At 60.5% G+C, this 22,150-nt stretch carries 21 protein-coding genes and 1 tRNA gene; 13 read left to right on the top strand and 9 right to left on the bottom strand.

Features of this window, described 5'->3' with window-relative positions:
- Nucleotides 1-43: 43 nt before the first annotated feature.
- From L4923_RS20080 to L4923_RS20090, 3 genes are read left to right on the top strand one after another with little or no spacing between them, the layout of a single operon-like run.
- The gene (locus L4923_RS20080; protein WP_239368382.1) at nt 44-1,210 is read left to right on the top strand and encodes an ABC transporter permease; all 1,167 of its coding nucleotides are present in this window, start codon (nt 44-46) and stop codon (nt 1,208-1,210) included.
- The gene (locus L4923_RS20085; protein ID WP_239368384.1) at nt 1,207-2,145 is read left to right on the top strand and encodes an ABC transporter ATP-binding protein; all 939 of its coding nucleotides are present in this window, start codon (nt 1,207-1,209) and stop codon (nt 2,143-2,145) included. The genes L4923_RS20080 and L4923_RS20085 overlap by 4 nt, the downstream gene beginning before the upstream one ends.
- The gene (locus tag L4923_RS20090; RefSeq protein WP_239368386.1) at nt 2,142-2,891 is read left to right on the top strand and encodes an ABC transporter permease; all 750 of its coding nucleotides are present in this window, start codon (nt 2,142-2,144) and stop codon (nt 2,889-2,891) included. The genes L4923_RS20085 and L4923_RS20090 overlap by 4 nt, the downstream gene beginning before the upstream one ends.
- A 26-nt stretch (nt 2,892-2,917) precedes the next feature.
- On the opposite strand, the gene L4923_RS20095 is transcribed toward L4923_RS20090, so the two are convergent.
- Nucleotides 2,918-3,235: a hypothetical protein gene (locus tag L4923_RS20095; RefSeq protein WP_239368388.1), complete on the bottom strand. Its 318-nt coding sequence runs from the start codon at nt 3,233-3,235 to the stop codon at nt 2,918-2,920.
- Here L4923_RS20095 and L4923_RS20100 point away from each other — a divergent pair.
- Nucleotides 3,234-3,731 carry a DUF2165 family protein gene (locus L4923_RS20100; protein WP_239368390.1) on the top strand — a complete coding sequence of 166 codons (498 nt, stop codon included), beginning with the start codon at nt 3,234-3,236 and terminating at the stop codon, nt 3,729-3,731. The two genes, L4923_RS20095 and L4923_RS20100, sit on opposite strands and share 2 nt — an antisense overlap.
- A gap of 263 nt (nt 3,732-3,994) precedes the next feature.
- The gene (locus L4923_RS20105; protein WP_239368392.1) at nt 3,995-6,133 is read left to right on the top strand and encodes a sodium-translocating pyrophosphatase; all 2,139 of its coding nucleotides are present in this window, start codon (nt 3,995-3,997) and stop codon (nt 6,131-6,133) included.
- 101 nt (nt 6,134-6,234) lie between these two features.
- On the opposite strand, the gene L4923_RS20110 is transcribed toward L4923_RS20105, so the two are convergent.
- Nucleotides 6,235-6,747: an outer membrane protein assembly factor BamE gene (locus L4923_RS20110; protein WP_425530980.1), complete on the bottom strand. Its 513-nt coding sequence runs from the start codon at nt 6,745-6,747 to the stop codon at nt 6,235-6,237.
- Between the two features lie 121 nt (nt 6,748-6,868).
- On the opposite strand from L4923_RS20110, the gene L4923_RS20115 reads away from it, so the two are divergent.
- The 6 genes from L4923_RS20115 to L4923_RS20140 all read left to right on the top strand — a co-directional run bounded on the left by L4923_RS20115 (nt 6,869) and on the right by L4923_RS20140 (nt 11,273).
- Complete coding sequence (locus L4923_RS20115) at nt 6,869-7,408, top strand: ubiquinol-cytochrome C chaperone family protein (protein ID WP_239368396.1); 540 nt, start codon at nt 6,869-6,871, stop codon at nt 7,406-7,408.
- Nucleotides 7,409-7,420: 12 nt separating this feature from the next.
- Nucleotides 7,421-7,972: a YceD family protein gene (locus tag L4923_RS20120; protein WP_239368398.1), complete on the top strand. Its 552-nt coding sequence runs from the start codon at nt 7,421-7,423 to the stop codon at nt 7,970-7,972.
- 105 nt (nt 7,973-8,077) lie between these two features.
- Entirely contained in the window at nt 8,078-9,148 is a 1,071-nt protein-coding gene (gene plsX, locus L4923_RS20125; RefSeq protein WP_239368400.1) for a phosphate acyltransferase PlsX, read from the top strand.
- A gap of 6 nt (nt 9,149-9,154) precedes the next feature.
- A complete protein-coding gene (locus tag L4923_RS20130; protein ID WP_239368402.1) occupies nt 9,155-10,126 on the top strand; it encodes a beta-ketoacyl-ACP synthase III in 972 nt (323 codons plus the stop codon).
- 101 nt (nt 10,127-10,227) lie between these two features.
- Nucleotides 10,228-10,545 carry an integration host factor subunit alpha gene (locus L4923_RS20135; RefSeq protein ID WP_239368404.1) on the top strand — a complete coding sequence of 106 codons (318 nt, stop codon included), beginning with the start codon at nt 10,228-10,230 and terminating at the stop codon, nt 10,543-10,545.
- Nucleotides 10,546-10,733: 188 nt separating this feature from the next.
- Entirely contained in the window at nt 10,734-11,273 is a 540-nt protein-coding gene (locus L4923_RS20140; protein WP_239368406.1) for a MerR family transcriptional regulator, read from the top strand.
- A gap of 172 nt (nt 11,274-11,445) precedes the next feature.
- On the opposite strand, the gene L4923_RS20145 is transcribed toward L4923_RS20140, so the two are convergent.
- The 5 genes from L4923_RS20145 to L4923_RS20165 all read right to left on the bottom strand — a co-directional run bounded on the left by L4923_RS20145 (nt 11,446) and on the right by L4923_RS20165 (nt 16,578).
- Nucleotides 11,446-11,522, bottom strand: a tRNA-Pro gene (locus L4923_RS20145).
- Nucleotides 11,523-11,677: 155 nt separating this feature from the next.
- The gene (locus L4923_RS20150) at nt 11,678-13,030 is read right to left on the bottom strand and encodes an O-antigen ligase family protein (protein ID WP_239368408.1); all 1,353 of its coding nucleotides are present in this window, start codon (nt 13,028-13,030) and stop codon (nt 11,678-11,680) included.
- A complete protein-coding gene (locus L4923_RS20155; protein ID WP_239368410.1) occupies nt 13,027-14,565 on the bottom strand; it encodes an undecaprenyl-phosphate glucose phosphotransferase in 1,539 nt (512 codons plus the stop codon). The genes L4923_RS20150 and L4923_RS20155 overlap by 4 nt, the downstream gene beginning before the upstream one ends.
- 214 nt (nt 14,566-14,779) lie before the next feature.
- Nucleotides 14,780-15,940, bottom strand: coding sequence for a DmpA family aminopeptidase (locus L4923_RS20160; protein ID WP_239368412.1), 1,161 nt, complete (start codon nt 15,938-15,940; stop codon nt 14,780-14,782).
- A gap of 35 nt (nt 15,941-15,975) precedes the next feature.
- The gene (locus L4923_RS20165; RefSeq protein ID WP_239368414.1) at nt 15,976-16,578 is read right to left on the bottom strand and encodes a TetR/AcrR family transcriptional regulator; all 603 of its coding nucleotides are present in this window, start codon (nt 16,576-16,578) and stop codon (nt 15,976-15,978) included.
- A 145-nt stretch (nt 16,579-16,723) separates the two neighbouring features.
- Here L4923_RS20165 and L4923_RS20170 point away from each other — a divergent pair, with 145 nt between their 5' ends.
- Nucleotides 16,724-18,130 carry an APC family permease gene (locus L4923_RS20170; protein WP_239368416.1) on the top strand — a complete coding sequence of 469 codons (1,407 nt, stop codon included), beginning with the start codon at nt 16,724-16,726 and terminating at the stop codon, nt 18,128-18,130.
- A 178-nt stretch (nt 18,131-18,308) separates the two neighbouring features.
- On the opposite strand, the gene glnA is transcribed toward L4923_RS20170, so the two are convergent.
- Nucleotides 18,309-19,718, bottom strand: coding sequence for a type I glutamate--ammonia ligase (gene glnA / locus L4923_RS20175; RefSeq protein WP_239368418.1), 1,410 nt, complete (start codon nt 19,716-19,718; stop codon nt 18,309-18,311).
- 54 nt (nt 19,719-19,772) lie between these two features.
- Nucleotides 19,773-20,111: a P-II family nitrogen regulator gene (locus L4923_RS20180; protein ID WP_239368420.1), complete on the bottom strand. Its 339-nt coding sequence runs from the start codon at nt 20,109-20,111 to the stop codon at nt 19,773-19,775.
- Between the two features lie 300 nt (nt 20,112-20,411).
- Here L4923_RS20180 and L4923_RS20185 point away from each other — a divergent pair, with 300 nt between their 5' ends.
- Complete coding sequence (locus tag L4923_RS20185) at nt 20,412-21,938, top strand: NAD(P)H-hydrate dehydratase (RefSeq protein WP_239368422.1); 1,527 nt, start codon at nt 20,412-20,414, stop codon at nt 21,936-21,938.
- Nucleotides 21,939-22,150 lie beyond the last annotated feature (212 nt).

Consider the following 22,150-nt stretch of genomic DNA (forward strand, 5'->3'; position numbering starts at 1 on the left):
GGCGCGCGCGGCCCCGCGCGCCGGACCTGAAGGAAACAGGATCGTGGCCATTCGCTTCGACAAGCTGGGTGTGGTGATTGCCGCGATTGCCGCCTATGCGGCCTTCCTGGCTCCCTTCGCCACCTTCCGCGCCAACCGCATCGTGCCCGGCGAGGGACGTCTTATCCTCGACGCGCTTCCAGCGGTCAGCGGGCCATTGTTGCTGGCGCTTGTCGTCGTCGCAATCGTCGTGGCGTTGCTGAAGACGCCGCTGGCTTGGCGGCTGGTCGTCAGTGTTGTTTTGCTGGTGGCGCTCGCTCTCGCCATCGGCATGGCGGGCGGGTTTCTTACGCCGCCTGGCAACACCTTCGCCCGCGTTTCGCCAGCTTCCGGCTTCTGGTTGCTGATCTTCGCTTTCACGCTGCTGCTGGCAGACGTGCTGACACGGCTCGAACTCTCGCCATTTGTACGTCTCGCCGTCCTTTTGATCGCTGCGGTGGCGGTCGGTATGCTGTTGGCTTCCGGAGCCTGGGACAGCCTTTCCATTCTCAAGGAATATGCGAATCGTGCCGACACCTTTTGGGCGGAGGCGCGCAAGCACGTGACACTGGCGCTGGGATCGTTGCTGGCTGCGGTGGTCGTCGGCTTGCCGCTCGGCATTCTCTGCCACAGGGTCGAGGCGCTGCGGGCAGGGGTGCTCAATGTGCTCAACATCATCCAGACCATCCCTTCGATCGCACTGTTCGGCATGCTGATCGGTCCGCTTGGCTGGGTGGCGCTGCATGTGCCGGGAGCATCCGCGATCGGTATTCGTGGCATCGGCACAGCTCCGGCCTTCGTGGCATTGTTCCTCTATTCGCTGCTGCCGGTGGTTGCGAACACGGTGGTAGGCCTTGCCGGTGTACCGAAGGCGGCCAACGAGGCTGCGCGCGGCATGGGCATGACGGATTGGCAACGCCTGTCTGGCGTAGAGTTCCCGCTCGCCTTCCCGGTGATTCTGACCGGCATCCGTATCGTGCTGGTGCAGAATATCGGTCTTGCCACCATTGCCGCTCTCATCGGCGGAGGCGGCTTCGGCGTCTTCGTCTTTCAGGGTGTTGGCCAGACGGCGATGGATCTGGTGCTGCTCGGTGCTGTGCCGACCGTGGCGCTGGCCTTCGCGGCGGGCATCGTGCTCGATGCCATCATCGAACTCACCGCAACAGCCAGGCGCAAGGAAGCGGTCGCATGATCGAAATCGAAAACATCACCAAGCGCTACGACAAGCAGACCGTCGTCAATGACGTCTCGATGGTGGTCGAACCGCGCACGATTGCGGCGATCGTCGGCACCTCCGGCTCGGGCAAGACAACACTGCTTCGCATGATCAACCGCCTAGTCGAACCAACCTCCGGCACGATCAAGCTCGATGGTGTCGACAACCATTCGCTGCCCGACTACGAGCTGCGTCGCTCCATCGGTTATGCGATCCAGGGACATGGTCTGTTTCCGCATCGTACCGTGGCGCAAAATATTGCCACCGTACCGTTGCTGCTCGGCTGGGACAGGGAGCGTATCGACGAGCGCGTCGATGAATTGTTGAAGCTTTTCCAGCTCGATCCTGCCGATTTCGGCCCGCGCTATCCGCACGAATTGTCAGGTGGCCAGCAGCAGCGCGTCGGCGTCGCGCGCGCACTCGCTGCCAAGCCCAATGTGCTGTTGATGGATGAGCCGTTCGGTGCGCTCGATCCGATCATCCGCACCAAGGCACAGGAAGACCTGCTCGCCATCCAGAAGCATTTCGGCACCACGATCATACTGGTCACGCACGATATGGAAGAAGCCGTGCATCTCGGCCACAAGATCGCCGTCATGGACGGCGGCAAGTTGGTGCAATACGCCAGGCCTGCCGAAATCTTGGCAAAACCCGCAAGTTCTTTCGTCGAGACGCTGGTAGGCTCGTCCGAGCGGCCATTTCGGCTCCTCTCACTCGGCCGTGTCGGGGATGCGGTGGAGAAGGGCAGTGCGGAAGGCGAGGCCATTCCCGCAGATGCCAGCCAGCGCGACGCACTGGCCGAGCTGCTTTGGACCGGCAAGCCGGCGTTGCCGGTCAAGGACACCGACGGCAAGGCGCTTGGCCGTGTCACCGTCGACGGCCTGGTGAAGCTCGCGGCGAGGCCGGCATGAAGGTTTTCCTGCCGGCAGCATTGCGTATTGTCCTGCTGGTCCTCCTGGTGGCGTTCATCGTCTATCCGGGCTGGTTTGAACCTTTGTTCAAACCACTTACGGAAAACAATGCGCCGGCCATCTACAATCAGGGCAGCCTGTTGTCGCTGACGCTGCAACATCTCGGCACTGTGGCTGTAGCAACCATCGCCGCGATCGTAGTGGCTATCAGCCTTGCCATTCTGGTGACCCGGCCCTTCGGCGCCGAATTCCTGCCGTTGTCGCGCTCGCTGGTCAATATCGGACAGACCTTTCCGCCGGTGGCGGTGCTGGCACTGGCCGTACCGGCGGTGGGCTTCGGTGAAAAGCCGACGCTGATCGCCCTGTTCCTCTACGGCTTGTTGCCGATCTTCGAAAACGCGCTGACCGGGCTCACCACGCTGCCCGCCAATGTCGTGGAGGCTGCGCGTGGCGCCGGCATGACCAACCGGCAGAAGTTGCTCAGAGTGGAATTGCCGTTGAGTTTGCCCGTCATCCTTGCCGGAATCCGACTGTCGGTGGTGATTAGTCTGGCCACGGCTACCATCGGATCCACGGTTGCGGCCAAGACCCTGGGCGAGGTCATCATTGCGGGGCTTATCTCCAACAACCTCGCCTTTGTCGTCCAGGGCGGCCTCATTGTCGCTGGCCTTGCCGTCTTCATCTATGACGGGTTGATGGCGCTGGAACGTGTCGCTGCAAGACGTATGGGTCAAACGGTCAGCTAGCCACGGCCACCATTACCGGTGCTTTTTCAGCGCCTTGCGGACGTTGCCGGGTAGTCGAGCGTGATTTCCAATTTTGCAGAAGTCCCGCTGGCCATCCACCGGCGGCGGATGATGGAAAAGTCGTGGCGCACGCCGCTGCCGGCCTCCAACGACACAAGATCGCCGGCCGCGCAGCTTTCCGGTAGCCGCAGTGAAACCAGTTCCGTCAGATCGTGAGCCTGCGCGTGACGTTCCGCACTCGTGGTCAAGACAATCGTCGTTGCATTTCTTGCGTGTTCGACGGGACTCGGTGATCTTGCTTTGCCGTGACCAGAATCATCGAAAGCAGAAGGGGCTTTTGCCATGACGTCACGTCTCTCCAAGATCATCATGTGCCTGTGTCTGGCGGCGTTCGCCTTCCTCGTCGCCTTTGGCAACATCACCGACTATGGCTCGAACTTTGCCTTTGTCCAGCATGTGCTTTCCATGGATACAACCTTTCCGGGCAATGCGCTGATGTACCGTTCGATCACCAATCCTGCGCTTTGGACTGCAGGTTATTGGCTGATCATCTTCGGCGAGGCGCTGACCTGCGTGCTCTTCCTGATCGCTGCCTGGAACCTGTGGAGTGCCCGCAAGGCGAGCGGTCAAACATTCAACGATGCCAAGAAATTCGCCATCATCGCCACCACCATGGGCTTCCTGGTCTGGTACTTCGGCTTCATGGTCGTTGGCGGCGAATGGTTCGCAATGTGGCAATCGCAAACCTGGAACGGTCAGGAAGCCGCCTTCAAGTTCTACATGACCATGCTTGTCGTTCTGATCTACATCATGCAACCAGACAGCGATCTCCAGCAGTAGCGGCGTTATAGACGGCGTTGCGTGTCCGACTGAAAAACCTTGTCCTAATCAGTGATGCGCGGGCTGAGCGGCCGGTTGGTTTGCCGGGGCGCGGTAAACTGTCGCAGGCAAATGCGGGCAAATGTCGCACGCCGGCTTGACGGTCTGGACCACGGCTTTGCATAAATCGATCGAGGGGTCGGGATTCCGCTCGGGAGTCTCGGTTCGGTTCCACGGCCTGGGGAGGAGGTCTGCCGGGCCATAGATCGAGGAATAATCCGCAAATGACCATGCTTTATGTCGTCATCCTCTGCGGCGTGCTTTCGGTCGTCTATGCCATCTGGGCTACACAGTCCGTGCTGGCGTCCGACCAGGGCAACGCGCGCATGCAGGAAATCGCCGCGGCTATCCGCGAGGGTGCGCAGGCCTATCTGGCGCGCCAATACACCACCATCGCCATCGTCGGGGTCGTCGTGTTCCTGCTGGCCTGGTGGCTGCTGTCGGGTACCGCTGCCATCGGCTTCCTGATCGGTGCTGTGCTTTCGGGCGCGGCAGGCTTCATAGGCATGCACGTTTCGGTGCGCGCCAATGTGCGCACGGCGCAGGCCGCGTCGAACAGCCTTTCGGCCGGCCTCGACATCGCCTTCAAATCGGGTGCCATCACCGGCATGCTGGTCGCAGGTTTGGCGCTGCTCGGCGTCTCCGTCTACTACTGGGTACTGACCGGTCCGCTGGGCCTGGCTCCCGGCGACCGTACCGTTATCGACTCGCTGGTGGCTTTGGGCTTCGGCGCTTCGTTGATTTCGATCTTCGCGCGTCTCGGCGGCGGCATCTTCACCAAGGGTGCCGACGTCGGCGGTGATCTCGTCGGCAAGGTGGAAGCCGGCATCCCGGAGGATGATCCACGCAATCCCGCTACCATCGCTGACAATGTCGGCGACAATGTCGGCGACTGCGCGGGCATGGCTGCCGACCTGTTCGAGACCTATGCCGTGACCGTGGTCGCCACCATGGTCCTGGCCGCCATCTTCTTTGCCGGCACCGATGTTCTGTCCAGCATGATGCTTTATCCGCTCGTCATCTGCGGCGCCTGCATCATCACGTCCATAGTCGGCACGTTCTTCGTGAAGCTCGGCGCCAACGGTTCAATCATGGGCGCGCTCTACAAGGGCCTGATCGTCACCGGCATCCTGTCGATCGTCGGATTGGGCGCCGCAACCTCCATGACCATAGGCTGGGGGACGATCGGTACCGGCGCGCATGTCGTGACCGGCACGAACCTGTTCATCTGCGGCCTGATCGGCTTGCTGGTGACGGCACTGATCGTGGTGATCACCGAATATTATACCGGTACCAACAAGCGCCCGGTCAATTCGATCGCCCAGGCATCCGTGACAGGTCACGGTACCAACGTCATCCAGGGCCTCGCGGTCTCGCTGGAATCCACGGCGCTACCGGCCATTGTCATCGTCGGCGGCATTATCGCCACCTTCCAACTGGCAGGCCTGTTCGGTACGGCGATCGCCGTCACCACCATGCTGGGTCTCGCTGGGATGATCGTGGCGCTCGACGCCTTCGGCCCGGTAACCGACAATGCCGGCGGTATCGCCGAAATGTCGGGCCTGCCGAGCGAAGTGCGCCATTCGACCGACGCATTGGACGCCGTCGGCAACACGACCAAGGCCGTCACCAAGGGCTACGCCATCGGTTCGGCCGGCCTCGGCGCGCTGGTCCTGTTCGCCGCTTATTCGAACGACCTGCAATATTTCGCAGCCAACGCCGCGCAATATCCGTACTTCTCCGATCTCGGCACGGTCTCCTTCGACCTGTCGAACCCCTATGTGGTCGCCGGCCTGATCTTCGGCGGTCTCATCCCATATCTCTTCGGCGGCATTGCCATGACGGCGGTCGGCCGGGCGGCCGGCTCCATCGTGGAAGAGGTGCGCCGCCAGTTCCGCGAAGATCCGGGCATCATGAAAGGCACGTCCAAGCCCAACTATGCACGCGCGGTCGACCTTCTGACCAAGGCAGCAATCAAGGAAATGATCATTCCCTCGCTGTTGCCGGTGCTTGCGCCGCTGGTTGTCTACTATGGCGTGCTTTTGATCTCCGGCTCCAAGGCGTCGGCTTTCGCGGCCCTTGGAGCGTCGCTGCTTGGCGTCATCGTCAACGGCCTGTTCGTGGCCATTTCGATGACCTCCGGTGGCGGCGCATGGGACAACGCCAAGAAGTCGTTCGAGGACGGTTTTGTCGACAAGGATGGTGTGAAGCATCTGAAGGGCTCGGAAGCCCACAAGGCTTCCGTAACCGGTGATACGGTCGGCGATCCCTACAAGGATACCGCCGGTCCGGCCGTCAATCCGGCCATCAAAATCACCAACATCGTCGCGCTGCTGCTGCTGGCTGTACTGGCTCACAGCTAAGCCTGTCTGAATTCGGTCCGAAAACCAAGAACCCGCGGGATCGCTCCCGCGGGTTCTTTCGTTTCATGCGTTCGGCCGTTGCTGGCCGCACTGCCGATGGATTAGAGCGCTGCCGCCGGATTGGGCTTGAGCTTGCCGGCGCCGGAGATGATCTGGCCGAGGAAATTCTGATCCTTGCCGCCGGTCGGCGTCGTGCGTGAGATGAAGTCGAACACCTTGCCGTCCTTCAGCCCGTAATTGGCAAGACGTTCAACACGACCGTCCTGTCCGAAATAAACCGCCAGCACTTTCTGGTCGACAACGCGCGGATTGGCAAAGGCAACCGAACGGCGGCGTGTCTGGGAGATGTAGTAGAAGACCTCATTGTCAAAGGTCGCGGTCGTGGAGGGGGTGCCGAGCGCAAGCAGGACCTGTTCGCGGCTGGAGCCCACCGGAACCGAATCCAGCGTCTGCTGGTCGACGATGTAGCCTTGGGTAAGGGTTTCGCCGGGAGTGAGGTCCCCGAACATCTTGGACGAATTGCAACCGCTCAGCGCCGTCGCAATGACAAGCATCGAGGCGACGGAAGCAGGACCTGCCAGCAAGGCGGTCGACTTGAATTTCAATGCGCGCAACGACAACTCCATAGTCCACTCTCGGGCACCGGCTTGCGCGAGGCGGCAAAACCGGTAAACCAGCTTAGCCGCCGATGCAACAATTGTGCCTTAACAAACAGGTCCCCGGGAGACCGTCCCCATGTTTCAGCGCCTGTTCGGCCGCCAACGTCAAGCCAACCGCGCCATAATCGAGGCCCTGTACGGGCAAATCGTGGCGGCGGCGCGGCAAACTTTCTTTTATTCGGACTGGAATGTGCCCGACACGCCGCTCGGTCGTTTCGAGATGCTGTCGCTGCACATGTTCCTGTTCCAGCACCGGCTACATGGTGAGAGCGGCGTGGCAGGGGAATTGGCCCAGACGCTGATCGACGAGTTCTTCACCGATGTAGACCATTCGCTGCGGGAGCTCGGCATCAGCGATGTCGGCGTGCCGAAACGCATGAAGAAGCTGGCAAAGATGTATTATGGGCGAACCGCCGCCTATGCGGATGCGTTGGAACGTAATGACGAGGGCGATCTTGCAGCCGCCTTATCCCGCAACGTTCGCCCTGAAGTCGCGGTCTGGAAGGAGGCGGCTCAGATGGCGACTTATGTAATGCGGGCCAGAGACGCGCTCGCCGGACAGTCGTCGCAGGCGATCTGTCTGGGTGAGCTTTCCTATCCGGCCGCCGCAGGCTGAAGGGTAATAACGATGAAGCACCAGGAAGAGTCCACGAGTTCCGTCTCGTTCGACGCACATGTTTCGCGCTTGCCGCAAAACGGTATGCCGGTACGCATCGAAGCGGATCCGGCTCAGCGTGAAGCTCTGGCCAAGGACCATGATTTGCTCTCGGTCGAGCGTTATGTCGCCGAGCTTCTGGTCGCTCCGTGGAAGCGCCATGGCGTCAAAGTGACCGGCCGCGTCGAAGCAGACATCACCCAGGCCTGCGTGGTAACGCTGGAGCCTGTCACTGCCCATATCGACGAAGAGGTGGAGGGCCTTTTTCTTCCCGAGGATTCGAAACTTGGTCGCCAGGGATTCGAAGGCGGTGGCGAGATCATGCTCGATGCGGAAGGGCCAGACAGTCCGGAAACCTTCAGCGGCGATACCGTCGATGTCGGTGCTTTGGCCGAACAGTTCTTTGGCCTGGCGATCGACCCTTATCCGCGCAAGCTTGGTGTGACGATCGACATCGCCTCGCAAGAACCGGCAGAGGAAAGCGAATTCCAGAGAAAGCTGAAATCCCTGCTAGGAAAATCCTGAAAGCCATGGACTGACGACAAAAGCCGGTTGTGCGGGGATTCAAAACCGCTATTTTCGCCGGAAAGTCACGATGGTCCCAAGCCAACCCCACGAGATGAATAACGCGTGATAAAAATCTCCATTGATGCCATGGGCGGCGACCACGGTCCCGGCGTGGTCATTCCGGCGCTCCATACTGTCGCCACCCGCCGTCCGGACATCCGTTTCGTCATCTACGGTCGCGAGGAAGTGGTACGGCCTGAATTGGCGAAATTTCCCGGCCTCGCCGAGAAGAGCGAATTCTTCCACTGCGATGTGGCTGTCCGCATGGACGACAAGCCAAGCCAGGCATTGCGTCATGGCCGCTGGAAATCGTCGATGTGGAAGGCGATCGAAGCGGTAAAAAGCAATTCTGCCGATGCATGCGTGTCCGCAGGAAATACCGGCGCGCTTATGGCGATGTCGAAATTCTGCCTGCGCACGATGGCAACCATCGATCGGCCTGCGATTGCGGCCATTTGGCCGACCATGCGTGGCGAAAGCGTGGTGCTGGATGTCGGTGCAACCATCGGCGCCGACGCCCACCAGCTGGTCGATTTCGCCATTCTTGGCACCGGCATGGCACGCGCCGTCTTCGGTGTGGAGCGGCCGACTGTCGGCCTGCTCAATGTTGGTGTCGAAGAGATCAAGGGCCAGGAAGTGGTCAAGGAGGCCGGGCGCATGCTGCGCGAGGCTGACATGAATTCACTCACCTACCACGGCTTTGTCGAGGGCGACGACATCGGAAAGGGCACCGTTGACGTCGTGGTGACGGAGGGCTTTGCCGGCAATATCGCTTTGAAGACCGCGGAAGGCACAGCGCGCCAGATCGGCGGGTATTTACGCGCGGCCATGGGCCGAACCCTGATGGCACGCATTGGCTATCTGTTCGCCAAAGGCGCTTTCGACCTTTTGCGCGAAAAAATGGACGTCAGCCGTTCCAATGGCGGTGTTTTCCTCGGATTGGACGGTGTCGTGGTAAAAAGCCACGGCGGTGCCGATTCGGCAGGGTTTGCAGCGGCGGTGGAACTGGCCTACGACATGGTGCGCAACCGGTTGCTTGATCGTATTGAGGCGGATCTCGATCTGTTTCACGCGCGCAACCCTCAGTCTCCGGCCTCGAGAAGGCCCGACGTCGCGGTCGACGAAGAAGGATAGACTAGCTTGATCAGATCAGTCGTGCGCGGTACGGGCCAGGCGTTGCCCCGCCGCATCATGAAGAATGCCGATTTCGAGGGCATGGTCGAGACGTCGGACGAATGGATCGTCCAGCGTACCGGTATCCGCCAGCGGCATATCGCTTCGGATGACGAAACGACTGCTTCGCTCGGCGAGGCTGCGGCGCGTGCCGCGCTTGCCAATGGCGGTCTGACGCCTGACGATATCGACCTGATTGTGCTGGCGACCTCCACGCCCAACAATACGTTCCCGGCCACAGCGGTCGAGATCCAACAGCGGCTGGGCATGCGCCATGGCTATGCATTTGACATGCAGGCTGTGTGCTCCGGCTTTGTCTATGCGGTCACCACGGCTGATGCTTACATCCGTGCGGGGCTGGCCAAGCGCGTTCTGGTCATCGGCTCCGAGACGTTCTCGCGAATTCTCGACTGGAATGACCGCTCCACCTGCGTGCTTTTCGGGGACGGCGCCGGTGCGCTGGTGCTGGAGGCGACAGAAGGGGCGGGCACGATCGCCGATCGTGGTGTGCTGGCAGCCAGCCTGCGTTCCGACGGCACGCACAAGGAAAAGCTCTACGTCGATGGCGGACCGTCGACCACGGGAACGGTCGGTCATCTCAGGATGGAAGGCCGGGAAGTGTTCAAGCATGCCGTCGGCATGATCACCGACGTCATCGAGGCGACGTTTTCGCAGGCGGGTATCACGGCCGAAGACCTCGACTGGTTCGTGCCGCACCAGGCAAACAAACGCATCATCGACGCCTCCGCCAAGAAGCTCGGCATTGCGGAAGAGAAAGTGGTGATCACGGTCGACAAGCACGGCAACACCTCGGCCGCCTCGGTGCCGTTGGCGCTTTCGATCGCTGCCGTCGATGGTCGCATCAAGCGCGGCGACCTCGTTCTTCTCGAGGCGATGGGTGGTGGTTTCACCTGGGGTGCGGTTCTCGTCAGATGGTGAGGCGAACCGCACGGTTCGGTTCTTGACCTTGTCGAGTCAATTACTTAGGCTCCGCCCTCGTTTAGTCGATACATTTGAGCAAAAGCTGATAGGACGGTCTGATGGGGGGAAAGACGCTTACACGTGCTGACCTTGCAGAGGCCGTTTATCGAAAAGTCGGCTTGTCCCGCACGGAGTCGGCCGAACTGGTCGAAGCGGTGCTTGACGAAATCTGCGAGGCGATCGTGCGCGGAGAGACGGTCAAGCTGTCGTCCTTCGCGACTTTCCATGTGCGCTCCAAGAACGAGCGCATCGGTCGCAATCCTAAGACCGGCGAAGAAGTGCCGATTCTGCCGCGCCGGGTGATGACCTTCAAGGCTTCGAACGTGTTGAAGAGTCGAATCCTGCGCTCGCATCAGGCCAAGACCAAAGGCAAATAGCCGACTAGCCGGTTGAAAACCGGCCGTAGCCTCAGGCCAGGCTTGAAAATCAGGCGATAAACCGCTGAAATAAACCTCGATTCGACATAGATGTGTCGAATCTTCGGTTCGTCTGTTCTTTGCGCATTGGATTGACCCGGCGCACGCGACGACGCGTCCGATCCGATGCCCAGCGCGAGGATCCGCCCATGGACAAGAGCCCCGACGCCTTCCGCACCATTTCCGAGGTTGCAGAAGACCTTGATCTGCCGCAGCACGTGCTGCGCTTCTGGGAAACGCGTTTCACCCAGATCAAGCCGATGAAACGCGGCGGCGGCCGCCGCTATTACCGGCCGCAGGACGTCGAGCTGATCAAGGGCATTCGTCATATGCTCTATGACCAGGGTTATACGATCAAGGGCGTGCAGAAGCTTCTGCGCGAGAACGGGAACCAGTTCTTGATCGCTGTTGGCCACGGCGACGTTGCGGCCGTTGAAGCGATTGCCCAGCGCAAGCAGGCGGAAGAAGTGCCGTTGACGCCTGGTGCGCAACCGCGCGCTGAAGACGAATTGCTGGTAGGCCAACCAACTGCCAAGCCCAATCGCCGCTTCTTCGGCCTTGGCAAGGCAGATGACGAGGGGCCGGTGCAGGCCGGTTCAGGCAAGCTTTCACGCGACAACCGAGCATTGCTACAGGAAGCGCTGTTCGACCTGCTGGAATGCAAGCGTCTGCTCGATCAGGTGCGCTAGAGCATTTTGTAGCCAAGTGGAATCACTTGGCGTTACAAAAATGCGACGAAAACAAAAACTTAGAGCGTTGCCGCGTTTCCGTGAAAAACGGAAACGCTTTGAAGTCCCGGGCGGTAGAAGTCGAACGGCATGCTGGATGCCGTTTGGGGTCAAGTCGATCTATCGGGAAGAATGGTCGGAGTGGCGGGATTCGAACCCACGACCCCTTGACCCCCAGTCAAGTGCGCTACCGGGCTGCGCTACACTCCGAGCCGGTCGCGATGTACGTGATAGGCATTCGCCGGTCAACCTGTTTCGCAGGGAATCTGTAGGTGGGATGTTTCTGTCCCCAAACCAAACTCGCTTCCCTGGCGGCGAGCGTCCAGCTGTTGTGCGTCAGGGCTTTAGGACCTCATTTGAGAAGGTTACTTCACCGCTGCCAGAGATAGAAGCGATACGGACCGCTTTGGCTTTGCAGTAGGTTGCGCGGGAACCAGCATAATTTTGGCTGTCCCCGGCTCGCCTGACGGCGTGGAGCCTGTTGACGGCAGCACCAGCAGACGGCGTTGATAACGATACTCCAGCGCGATGCCGCCCCAAATCAGGCCGAGCAGCAGATAGAAATGGCGCCAATGATCGGTGTCGATGACGCTGCCCAATCCGATATGGCCGACATACACGACATAGGCGCAAAGCACATAAGGCTGCCAGGGCCGGTTGCGCAGAAGCAGCCTGAAACCGCCCACAAGCGTCCATATGGTAAGTATCAGGTAGGACACGAAACCCAGCCAGCCATAGTCCATCAGCGTCTTCAGCCAGATGTTGTGCGTGTCCTCGCCATAGATCTTGCCGAATACGAGTGCACCGATGCCGAAGGGCTTCTCGAGAGCCAGCATGAAGCCGATCGCGTAGCGTGCGAAGCGTCCGAACCGCGCAGTGTCATAACTTTGCGCCAGTTGAGCGCGGGTGGTCAGCATTTCGGCCACGCCGGGGATTTGCAGGATGACGATCATGGCAACCAACAGAAGCACCATTGTCGCAAGCGTCATCACGATCACGCGCAAGCGGAAGCGGCCGCTGGTGTTCTGTAGGAATACCAGGCCTGTGGTCAGGATCACAGCAACCCCGAATAACCCCCAGGCGCCACGCGAGAAGGACAGGAAAATGCCGCCTACAACGATCAGCAAAGGAACCGCTATCAGTGGCATGCGCTGCACGGGGCCGGTCAGCAGCCGATAGAACAAGTAGATGCCCGGCAAGGCCAGAAAAGGACCGAATACGTTCGGATCCTGGAACGCACCGGCGGCGCGCTCATATTTGGTGAAGATCTCCGCGCCCGGAAACAGCTTGAAGTAACCGGCGATACCGAGGATCGAGGTGACGACTGCGGCAGTAACATAGGCCAGGAAGATCGGCCGATAGAGACCAGGCTGGCGTTCGATCACCGAAGCGAAGAACACAGCAGTGAAGGCAAGGAATAACGACACCGCGAGGTAAAGTGGCGTCCAGGACAGATCCGCCATCTGCGTCATGGCGATCATGCCGCCAATGTTCATGGTCACCAGCAGGACGAGCAGCGGCACGACTGCGCGCGAGATATACAAGCCAAACAGCGCCCAAATGCCGATCAGTGCGGCCATGTAGAGTTCGTAAGGAGCCGGCTCCTCAATGACGAAGCCGGAAAGCAGGATGCCGAGAACGATCGCGCCCGATGAGAGGAGCGCGATCAGCTTTGCATTGACCGCCTGCCGCGGCAGCTCATAGGTCTGGGTGCTCAATAGGCATTTTCCGTGTTGAGCAGGCGCACCGGCGTCAACAGCAGGATCTTCAGGTCGAACAGCATCGACCAGTTCTCGATATAATAAAGATCATACTCGGTACGCATGCGGATCTTTTCGTTGGTATCCATTTCACCGCGCCAGCCATTGATCTGGGCCCAGCCGGTCACACCTGGTTTGACGCGGTGGCGGGCGAAATAGCCGTCGACGACTTCGTTGTAGAGCAGGTTGTGCGATTGTGCGGCCACTGCGTGCGGACGCGGGCCGACCAGCGACAACGTGCCGAACAATGAATTGAAGAACTGCGGCAGTTCGTCGATCGAAGTCTTGCGGATGAAGCGGCCGACGCGGGTGACGCGCGGGTCGTTCTTGGTCACCGTTTTCTTGGCGCTGGGATCGGACTTGTCCGCATACATGGAGCGGAACTTGTAGACCTCGATTTCCTCGTTGTTGAAACCGTGTCGCTTCTGTTTGAAGAGGACAGGGCCCTTGCTGTCGAGTTTGATGGCGATCGCCGTCACCAGCATGATCGGCGAGAACAAGACGATACCGATGATCGAAAAGATGATGTCAAAGCCTCGCTTGGCGACGGAATCCCAGTCGTTGATCGGCTTGTCGAAGATGTCGAGCAGCGGCACGGAGCCGATATAGGAGTAAGAACGTGGCCTGAACTGCAACTGATTGTTGTGAGCCGAAAGCCGGATGTCCACCGGCAGCACCCAGAGTTTCTTCAACAACTGCAGCACGCGTGCTTCCGCTGAGATCGGCAGCGACACGATCAGCATGTCGATGCGGGCGACACGGGCAAATTCGATGAGTTCTGCAATCGTACCGAGCTTGGGATAACCGGCCACCACGGGAGGCGAGCGACTGTCGTCACGATCGTCGAAGATACCGCAGATGCGGATATCGTTATCCGGCTGCTTTTCGATAGAGCGGATGAGGGTTTCGGCAGCCTTGCCGCCGCCGACAATGACGGCGCGGCGCTCCATCCGTCCGTCCCGCGCCCAGCGGCGCAACAGACGGGCTGTCACAACGCGCTCCAGGAAGACCAGCGCGAAGCCGACGATGAACCAGGTGCCGAACAGGAGGCGCGAATAGTCTTCTGAGATCTTCAGGAAGAAGGCGGCCACGGCCAGACCGGCAAAGGTGCCGGCCCACACTGACAGAAGGCGGCCGAAATTGGCGACGGGTCTCCGCAACCGGGGGACCTGATAGCAGTCAGCGACTTCGAGCAGGATGATCGCCAGCAGCGAGGCTGCCCCGAAGGTCACCGCGTATTGCCAGCCGAGATTGCGGAAGAAACCTTCGTAGAAGACATAAAGCCCAAGGCCGGACAGGAACAGCAGCGAAAATTCGATCAGGCGCAGCGAGCCGATGACCATGACCGGGGACATCGTGTCGCGGCGATACTGCGCGGCGACTTGCTGGGCAAGTTCGCTCAGGCCGCCGGACGCTGCGTTGTCTCCGGCTGGAGTTTCGAACTTGCGCACGGCGTCGGCTGAGAAGCGGCGTACGGGATCGCTATTGTTCATGGAATAGTCCCCAAGCTGGCTCTCCCTAGCACAGGAGAGCTAAGAATCCCTTCCCGGAACCTTTTAAGTTCAAATTTTCAGGCGGACGCCGCGCCCGGCAAGCTAGCAGAATGCCGGAGGCTTGTCGCGGAAGCTCGAAGCACTCCGCAGGGGGAAGAGGTGTTCTCCTTGGGTGGGCCGCGCCGGCACGCCGTTTGACACAGTTAGCCCGATGCTAACTTGCTATGACGCCCCGGGTTTTGAGCGCGTTCACCACCCTGTCATGGGGCAGGTTAGGACTGCGGTGGCCGTCACGACCGATCATTTCGGCATTCGCCACCAATGCGTTCACCACCGCTTCTTCTGCCGCCTGCACCACGGCGGTGTAGAAATCGTCCATGCGGCCCCAGGGGATGAAATCTATGTGGCCGTAGGCGCCGGCATCCGGCTCGCCTTTCGGGAAACGGCCATTCAGCGCATCGCGGTTGGCGGTAGAGAAAGCCAGGAATATGTCACCTGAGAAATGCGAGCCCGCCGTGCCGGTACGCGCTAGCCCGAGGGGAACGCGACGGGCCAGGGCCTTGCATTGACCGGGCAGGAGAGGGGCGTCGGTGGCGATGATGCCGATGCAGGAGCCGGCACCGGCCGGCAGGTTGGCCGCAAACGCTTCGATCGGATTGTCGTCGGCCAGTTTCGCACCGAGCGGCACGCCGGCGATGGTCAATTCCTTGCGGGACCCGAAATTGGCCTGCAGGAAAACACCGACTGTATAGTCGCGATGGCCATAGTTGACGACACGCGAAGCTGTACCGTTGCCCCCCTTGAAGGCGTAACAGTTCATGCCGGTACCGCCACCGACAGAGCCTTCCTCGATCGCGCCGTTCCTGGCCGCGTCGAGCGCTGCGACGGCATGGGCGCTGGTTACATGCGGTCCGTTGATGTCATTCAGATAGCCGTCCCAGGTCTCTGCTGCCACAGGCAGCATCCACTGGTTGGCCACATCCGGCTTGTTGCGGACCATCCAGTCGATCGTTCCGCGATGGCAGGGCCCGACCGCGTGCGTGTTGGAGATCAGGATCGGCATGTTGAGCGCACCGGATTCTTCCAGCCACGACACGCCGGTCATTTCGCCGTTGCCGTTGAAAGAATGGTGGCCGGCCGCGATTGCTTGCCCCGCCCCTTCGCGCCCGAGCGGCAGGATGGCAGTGACGCCGGTACGCACCGGCCCTTTGCCGATTTCCATCTTGCCGTCGCCTGAGATAAGCGTGGTGTAGCCGACCTCGACCCCCGGCACGTCGGTTATTGCATTGAAGCGGCCCGGATTGCCGGTGAAGGGAATGCCAAGCGCCCTTGCACGCGGTTTGCCGGCGGGCGTGACAAGCAAAGTCTCACTCATGCGATCCGTCCTTGAAATGGTACTCTGAAGAAGGGTCAGGAAAGCCGGCAACCGGTCGCGGTCTCGGCGTAGGCTGTGAGGATGCCGAGTGCGGTCGGATAGTCGACCGCGGGTACGACGTTGAGAAGGTGGAGGCCGAGGCCATCTTCGAGGATGACGAGGCTGCGCGCCAGTGTATCGCTGGCATCGGACAGCTTGAAGACACCGGTGATCGCACCGGCTTCAAGGATGCCGATATAGATGGCGACCTGGCGTTCGAACAAAGTGATGTGGCGCGCGGCATAGGCGGCATCGGAGCGGGCGTAAGCGCCAAGCTCCATCAAAAGCCGGCAAAGCCGGTCGCCGGGATCTTCCGGGATACCGGTGCGGATCATCGCCTTCATGCGCTCGCGCGGGTCTGAGATCTCCGCGATTGCCGCTGCCCTGAGCGTGCAGAACCGCTCGACAGCCTGCTTCTGCACGTCGTCCAGAAGGTCTTTCAGGCCGGGATAGTAGTAGAGCGCCGCACTTGAAGTCATCCCAGCCTCGTTTGCAACGGCGCGCAAGGTCACGCCGGCGAGGCCGTGCTTGGCGATCATCGCCTCGGCTGCGCTGATCAAGACGAGGCGGCGTTCGGCCTGGGAGACGGGTCTGCTCATTTTTTCTCCTGAACGGAATTCAAATTAAAATCGATATCATGATGGTGGCAAGTGATTTTTGCCGAGATTTATTGACGTGATGACGAGTCAGGCGTAGCGTTTTCCTGGGAACGTTATTTTAACAGCGTAAAAATTGGAGGGTTGGATGTCATCGCAGGATACGCCGTCAAGCGGCGGGCTTGATCGTGCACTCAACGGACTGGGCACTCTGATGATCGTGCTGTCGGCAGTTACGCCGGCCTCATCGGTTTTCATCATCGTGCCGGGCGTCATAGCGCTCGCCGGTACCGGCTCGTTCCTGTCCTTTCTCTTTGCCGCCATCATCGGTCTGTTCATGGCCTTCGTTTATGCGGAACTCTCATCGGCGTATCCGACAGCCGGCGGCGAATACACCATGATCGGCCGCACCCTTGGCCGTTTCTGGGGCTTTGTCACCCTGGTCCTCGTCTTTATCTCGATCGTCCTGATCATCGCGGTGGTGGCGCTGGGCGTCGGCACCTATCTGGGTGTGCTGTTACCCAATCTCAGTGCGCAATGGGTCGGCGTGGCAACGATTATCCTGGCGGGTATCGTGGCGGCGCTGCGCATCAAGCTCAACGCCTTCGTCACCGGGATATTCCTGGGCATCGAGATGCTGGCGCTGCTGATCCTGGTCGTGCTCGGCTTCATCAACGTCGAGCGGCCGCTTTCCAGTCTGTTCACCGCACCCCAGGTCCTCGATGCCGCGACCAACTCCCTGGTGCCGGCCTCGACCGGACTGATCCTGGCGGCCACCGCAGTCGCGATTTTCGCCTATAATGGCTATGGTGCCGCCGCCTATTTCGGTGAGGAGACACAGGACGCCAAGCGCAGCATCGGCAAGGTCGTCCTTTGGGCGCTCATCATAACGGTTGCCGCGGAACTTATTCCTCTGACCGCGGTTCTGCTCGGTTCTCCCGATCTGGCCGCCTTGCTCGCCGCCCCCGCCAAGATTGAATATTTCCTGGAGGCGCGTGGCGGGCATACGCTGACGGTGGTGGTCAGTCTGGCGATCGCAATTGCGATCTTCAATGCCGTCATTGCCATCGTGCTGCAGGCCTCGCGGCTGCTTTTCTCGTCGGGTCGCGACAAGACCTGGTTCGGGCCGATCAACAACGCGATTGCCTCTGTGCACGGCACCTATGCTTCGCCCTGGATCGCCACCATCGTGGTGTCGGTCGCTGCAGCAGTTGCCTGTTTTATTGACCTGAGCCTGCTGCTGGTGGTTTCTGGCACGTCGCTGGTCGTCATCTACGCACTGCTCTGCGTGGCGGCAGTCGCCGGGCGCCGCAGCGGCGCCACCGCGGACGGGCATTATCGAATGCCATTGTTCCCGCTGCCGCCGATCCTGGCCTTCCTAGCGCTCGCGTATGTCGGCTATCAGAACTGGCTCGACGTGGCTTTCGGGCGGCCGAGCCTGATGGCGACGCTGGCTATCATGGCGATCGCGGCGGTCTACTACGCCGTGTTCTTGGCACGGCGCACCGACTGGACGCTGCATGCACCTGGAGAAATCGAAGAGATTGCCGGGTAAGTCGTCCTCCTTCGACAAGCCTGGCAATACCCCGGCCGCGAGGCCGGGGTCTTTTTATGCATTATTTCGCAGCCGTTACGGGGACCTGTGACGCAACTCTCGGCGGATCGCACAGGTGGTCGCCAAAAGAAAACCCCGACCTTGCGGCCGGGGCTTTTTATCCAGAGATGAGAAACGCTTAGACTGAATAGTACATGTCGAACTCGACCGGATGCGGGGTCATTTCAAAGCGCATCACCTCAGCCATCTTAAGCTCGATGAAGGCGTCGATCTGGTCATCGTCGAAGACGCCGCCGGCCTTCAGGAAGCCGCGATCCTTGTCGAGGCTCTGCAAGGCTTCGCGCAAGCTGCCGCAGACAGTCGGGATCTTCTTCAGCTCCTTCGGCGGCAGGTCGTACAGATCCTTGTCCATCGGCTGGCCGGGATGGATCTTGTTCTTGATGCCGTCGAGGCCGGCCATCAGCAGGGCTGCGAAGCCGAGGTACGGGTTCGCGCCCGGATCCGGGAAGCGAACCTCGACACGCTTCGACTTCGGTGAATTGCCGAACGGAATGCGGCAGGACGCCGAACGATTGCGAGCCGAATAGGCAAGCAGAACAGGAGCTTCATAGCCCGGCACCAGACGCTTGTAGGAGTTGGTGAGCGGGTTGGTGAAGGCGTTCACCGCCTTGGCGTGCTTGATGACGCCGCCGATGAAGTAGAGGCAGTTTTCCGACAGGCCGGCATATTCATTGCCTGCGAAGGTCGGCTTGCCGTTCTTCCAGATCGACATGTGGACGTGCATGCCCGAGCCGTTGTCGCCGAAGATCGGCTTCGGCATGAAGGTGGCCGTCTTGCCATAGGCGTTGGCGACCTGGTGCACGACATACTTGTAGAGCAACATCTTGTCGGCGTTGCGCACCAAGGTGTCGAACTTGATGCCAAGTTCGTGCTGGGCAGCTGCGACTTCATGGTGATGCTTCTCGACGCGCACGCCCATGTCGGTCAGCACGGTAAGCATTTCCGAGCGCATGTCCTGGCAGGAGTCGATCGGCGGAACCGGGAAGTAGCCACCCTTGACGCGCGGACGGTGGCCGAGATTGCCAGTTTCGTAGTCGGTGTCGTCGTTGGACGGCAGTTCCGAGGAATCCAGCTTGAAGCCGGTGTTGTAGGGGTCAGCCTTGTACTTGACGTCATCGAACACGAAGAATTCGGCTTCGGGACCGACATAGATGGTGTCGCCGATACCTTCCGCTTTCATGTAGGCTTCGGCCTTCTTGGCGGTGCCGCGCGGGTCGCGGTTGTAGGCTTCGCCGGAGACCGGATCGAGGATGTCGCAGAGGATGACCATGGTCGACTGTGCGAAGAACGGGTCCATGTGGACCGTATCGGTATCCGGCATCAGCACCATGTCGGACTCGTTGATGGCTTTCCAGCCGGCGATCGAGGAGCCGTCGAACATGACGCCGTCGGCGAACATTTCCTCTTCGACTTCGGCCACGTCCATGGTGACGTGCTGGAGCTTGCCCTTGGGGTCCGTGAAGCGCAGGTCGACGAATTTCACGTCGTTGTCCTTGATCTGCTTCAAGATGTCTTTGGCTGTCGTCATGTCTCTTTCCTGTGTGATGACGTTGAAACTTGAGAACTGAAAAGTGGGGGGTCGTCAGATGGCGTCCGGTCCGGTCTCGCCGGTACGGATGCGCACGACTTCCTCGATGTTGGAGACAAAGATCTTGCCGTCGCCGATTCGTCCGGTCTGAGCGGCCTTGCGGATGGCCTCGATGGCAGTCTCCACCGCGTCGTCACCGAGAACGACCTCGATCTTCACCTTGGGCAGGAAGTCGACGACATATTCAGCGCCGCGATAGAGTTCTGTATGACCTTTCTGTCTGCCGAAACCCTTGGCCTCGGTAACGGTGATGCCTTGCAGCCCGGCTTCCTGAAGCGCTTCTTTCACTTCATCCAGTTTGAACGGCTTGATGATCGCTTCGATCTTTTTCATGTCGATATGGGGCCTCCACTGCCAGTAAAACGGGTTGTCAGTCCCGCTCGCGCTTCCTTCAAGCATGAAGTGTGCCAACTGGCTTCGCGAAAGGGACATCGTCGCGAATTTTCAGGAAAGACACATGGCGGAACAGCTTTGCACTCGTCACTGGCCTATGATCACGTCATGCTCGCAAAGCTCCGCGAGCTCGACTTTTTCACTGTCTGCCCAAATTTTAGGCGGTCTGCGCACAAGTTGAGCATTTGCCTGCGGCCTCAAACTGTCCGAATGTCCGTTGGCACCAGGTGGAGAAGACAGATGAGGCTTGAACTGCTCACACCCGCTGAAATGGCCGATGCCGATCGGCTGGCGATCGCTGAGGGGCCCTTCGACGGTATCGGGCTGATGCGAAATGCCGGAAGGGCGGTGGCGGACGTGGTGCTGGAGCGTTTCCCGGCTGCGGCGCACGTGCAGGTTTTGGTTGGTCCGGGCAACAATGGCGGCGATGGTTATGTGGCGGCCAGGATCCTGCAGGAAAGTGGCATCGCCGTTTCGCTGTGGGCATCGGGCACACCGCGCGAGGGGAGCGATGCGGCAATCGCTGCCGAGGAATGCCCCCTGACCGCATCACCGCTTGCGGAGTTCGAAGCGGCAGCCGGCGCTGTTGTCGTCGATGCGCTTTACGGCGCGGGGCTCTCGAAACCACTTTCCGGCGACGCTGCCCGCGCAGTCACGCTGATCACCGAAAAGAAACTGAAGGTTGTCGCCGTCGACTTGCCGTCCGGTGTATCGGGCGAAAGTGGCAAGGTGCTCGGAAGCGCTTTTCGCGCGGCGGTGACGGTAACCTTTGCGTGCAAGAAGCCAGGCCATCTTCTGCTGCCTGGGCGGGATTTGTGTGGAGACCTGATCGTTGCCGACATTGGCATCCGATCAAGCGTTCTCGATACGGTTGCCGGTCGGATTTTCGAGAACAAGCCGCCGCTTTGGCGTGACGTCTTTCCCAAGCCGGCAGTCGACACGCATAAGTACCGGCGCGGCCATGCCGGCATCTTTTCCGGCGGGCCGACTACGACCGGCGCCGCAAGGCTCTCCGCATTGGCAGCCGCGCGCGCCGGGGCAGGGGCCGTCACGGTATTTTCCCCAGGCAATGCCCTTGCGGTCAACGCCATGCACCTGACCTCGATCATGTTGCGAAAAGTCGACGATATCGCGGAACTTGCCGCGGTGCTCGGCGAGGGCAGGTCCTCTGCCTTCGTGCTGGGTCCGGGATTCGGTGTCGGTGAAAAGGCTCGCGATTTCGCGCTTGCCATATTGGCTGCCGGTGGTCGTCTCGCCGAAGCCGGAGCGGAAGGGCTTGTGCTCGACGCCGACGGCATCACCGCCTTTCGCGACGCGCCACAATGGTTGTTTGAAGCCGCTGCCCGGGCGGAGGCGCCAGCGCTGGTGTTGACGCCACATGAAGGCGAATTCGTGCGACTGTTTCCGGAGATCGCAGGCAAGGAAGACCTATCGAAGCTTGGGAAGGCACGGGCGGCAGCCGAGGCGGCGCATGCGGTCATCATCTACAAGGGAGCCGATACGGTGATCGCGGCGCCCGACGGTCGCACCGCCATCAACAGCAATGGCGCGCCCTGGCTGGCGACGGCGGGCTCGGGGGATGTGCTGGCCGGCATCGTTGCGGGCCTGATCGCACAGCGCATGCCGCCTTTCGAAGCGGCATGCGCAGCCGTATGGCTGCACGCGGAAGCGGGCAGCCAGCTCGGTCCGGGTCTCATCGCCGAGGATTTGCCAGCGGCTCTGCCGCGAGTGATCAAGCCGCTCTATCTTTCGCCAGATGCTGGATAAGGGGTTTCTCGATGCTGTTTGAGATAGCGCTTGGCGCATTCCGGGTGGAGGTGGCGTAAAGCACAGCGCCTATTCGGCCCAACCGGCGGACCCTACAGCAGCTTAGCAGGGCTAAGCCGCGCTCAGGCGCATGACAGCGCGGGCTACACCTTGGTTCGACGATCGTGCGCTCTTATCTGTCAGATGGCAGGTCTTCGCGTGGTTGACTTGGC

Source organism: Terribium retamae (genome assembly GCF_022347545.1).
Lineage (GTDB): Bacteria > Pseudomonadota > Alphaproteobacteria > Rhizobiales > Rhizobiaceae > Mesorhizobium > Mesorhizobium retamae.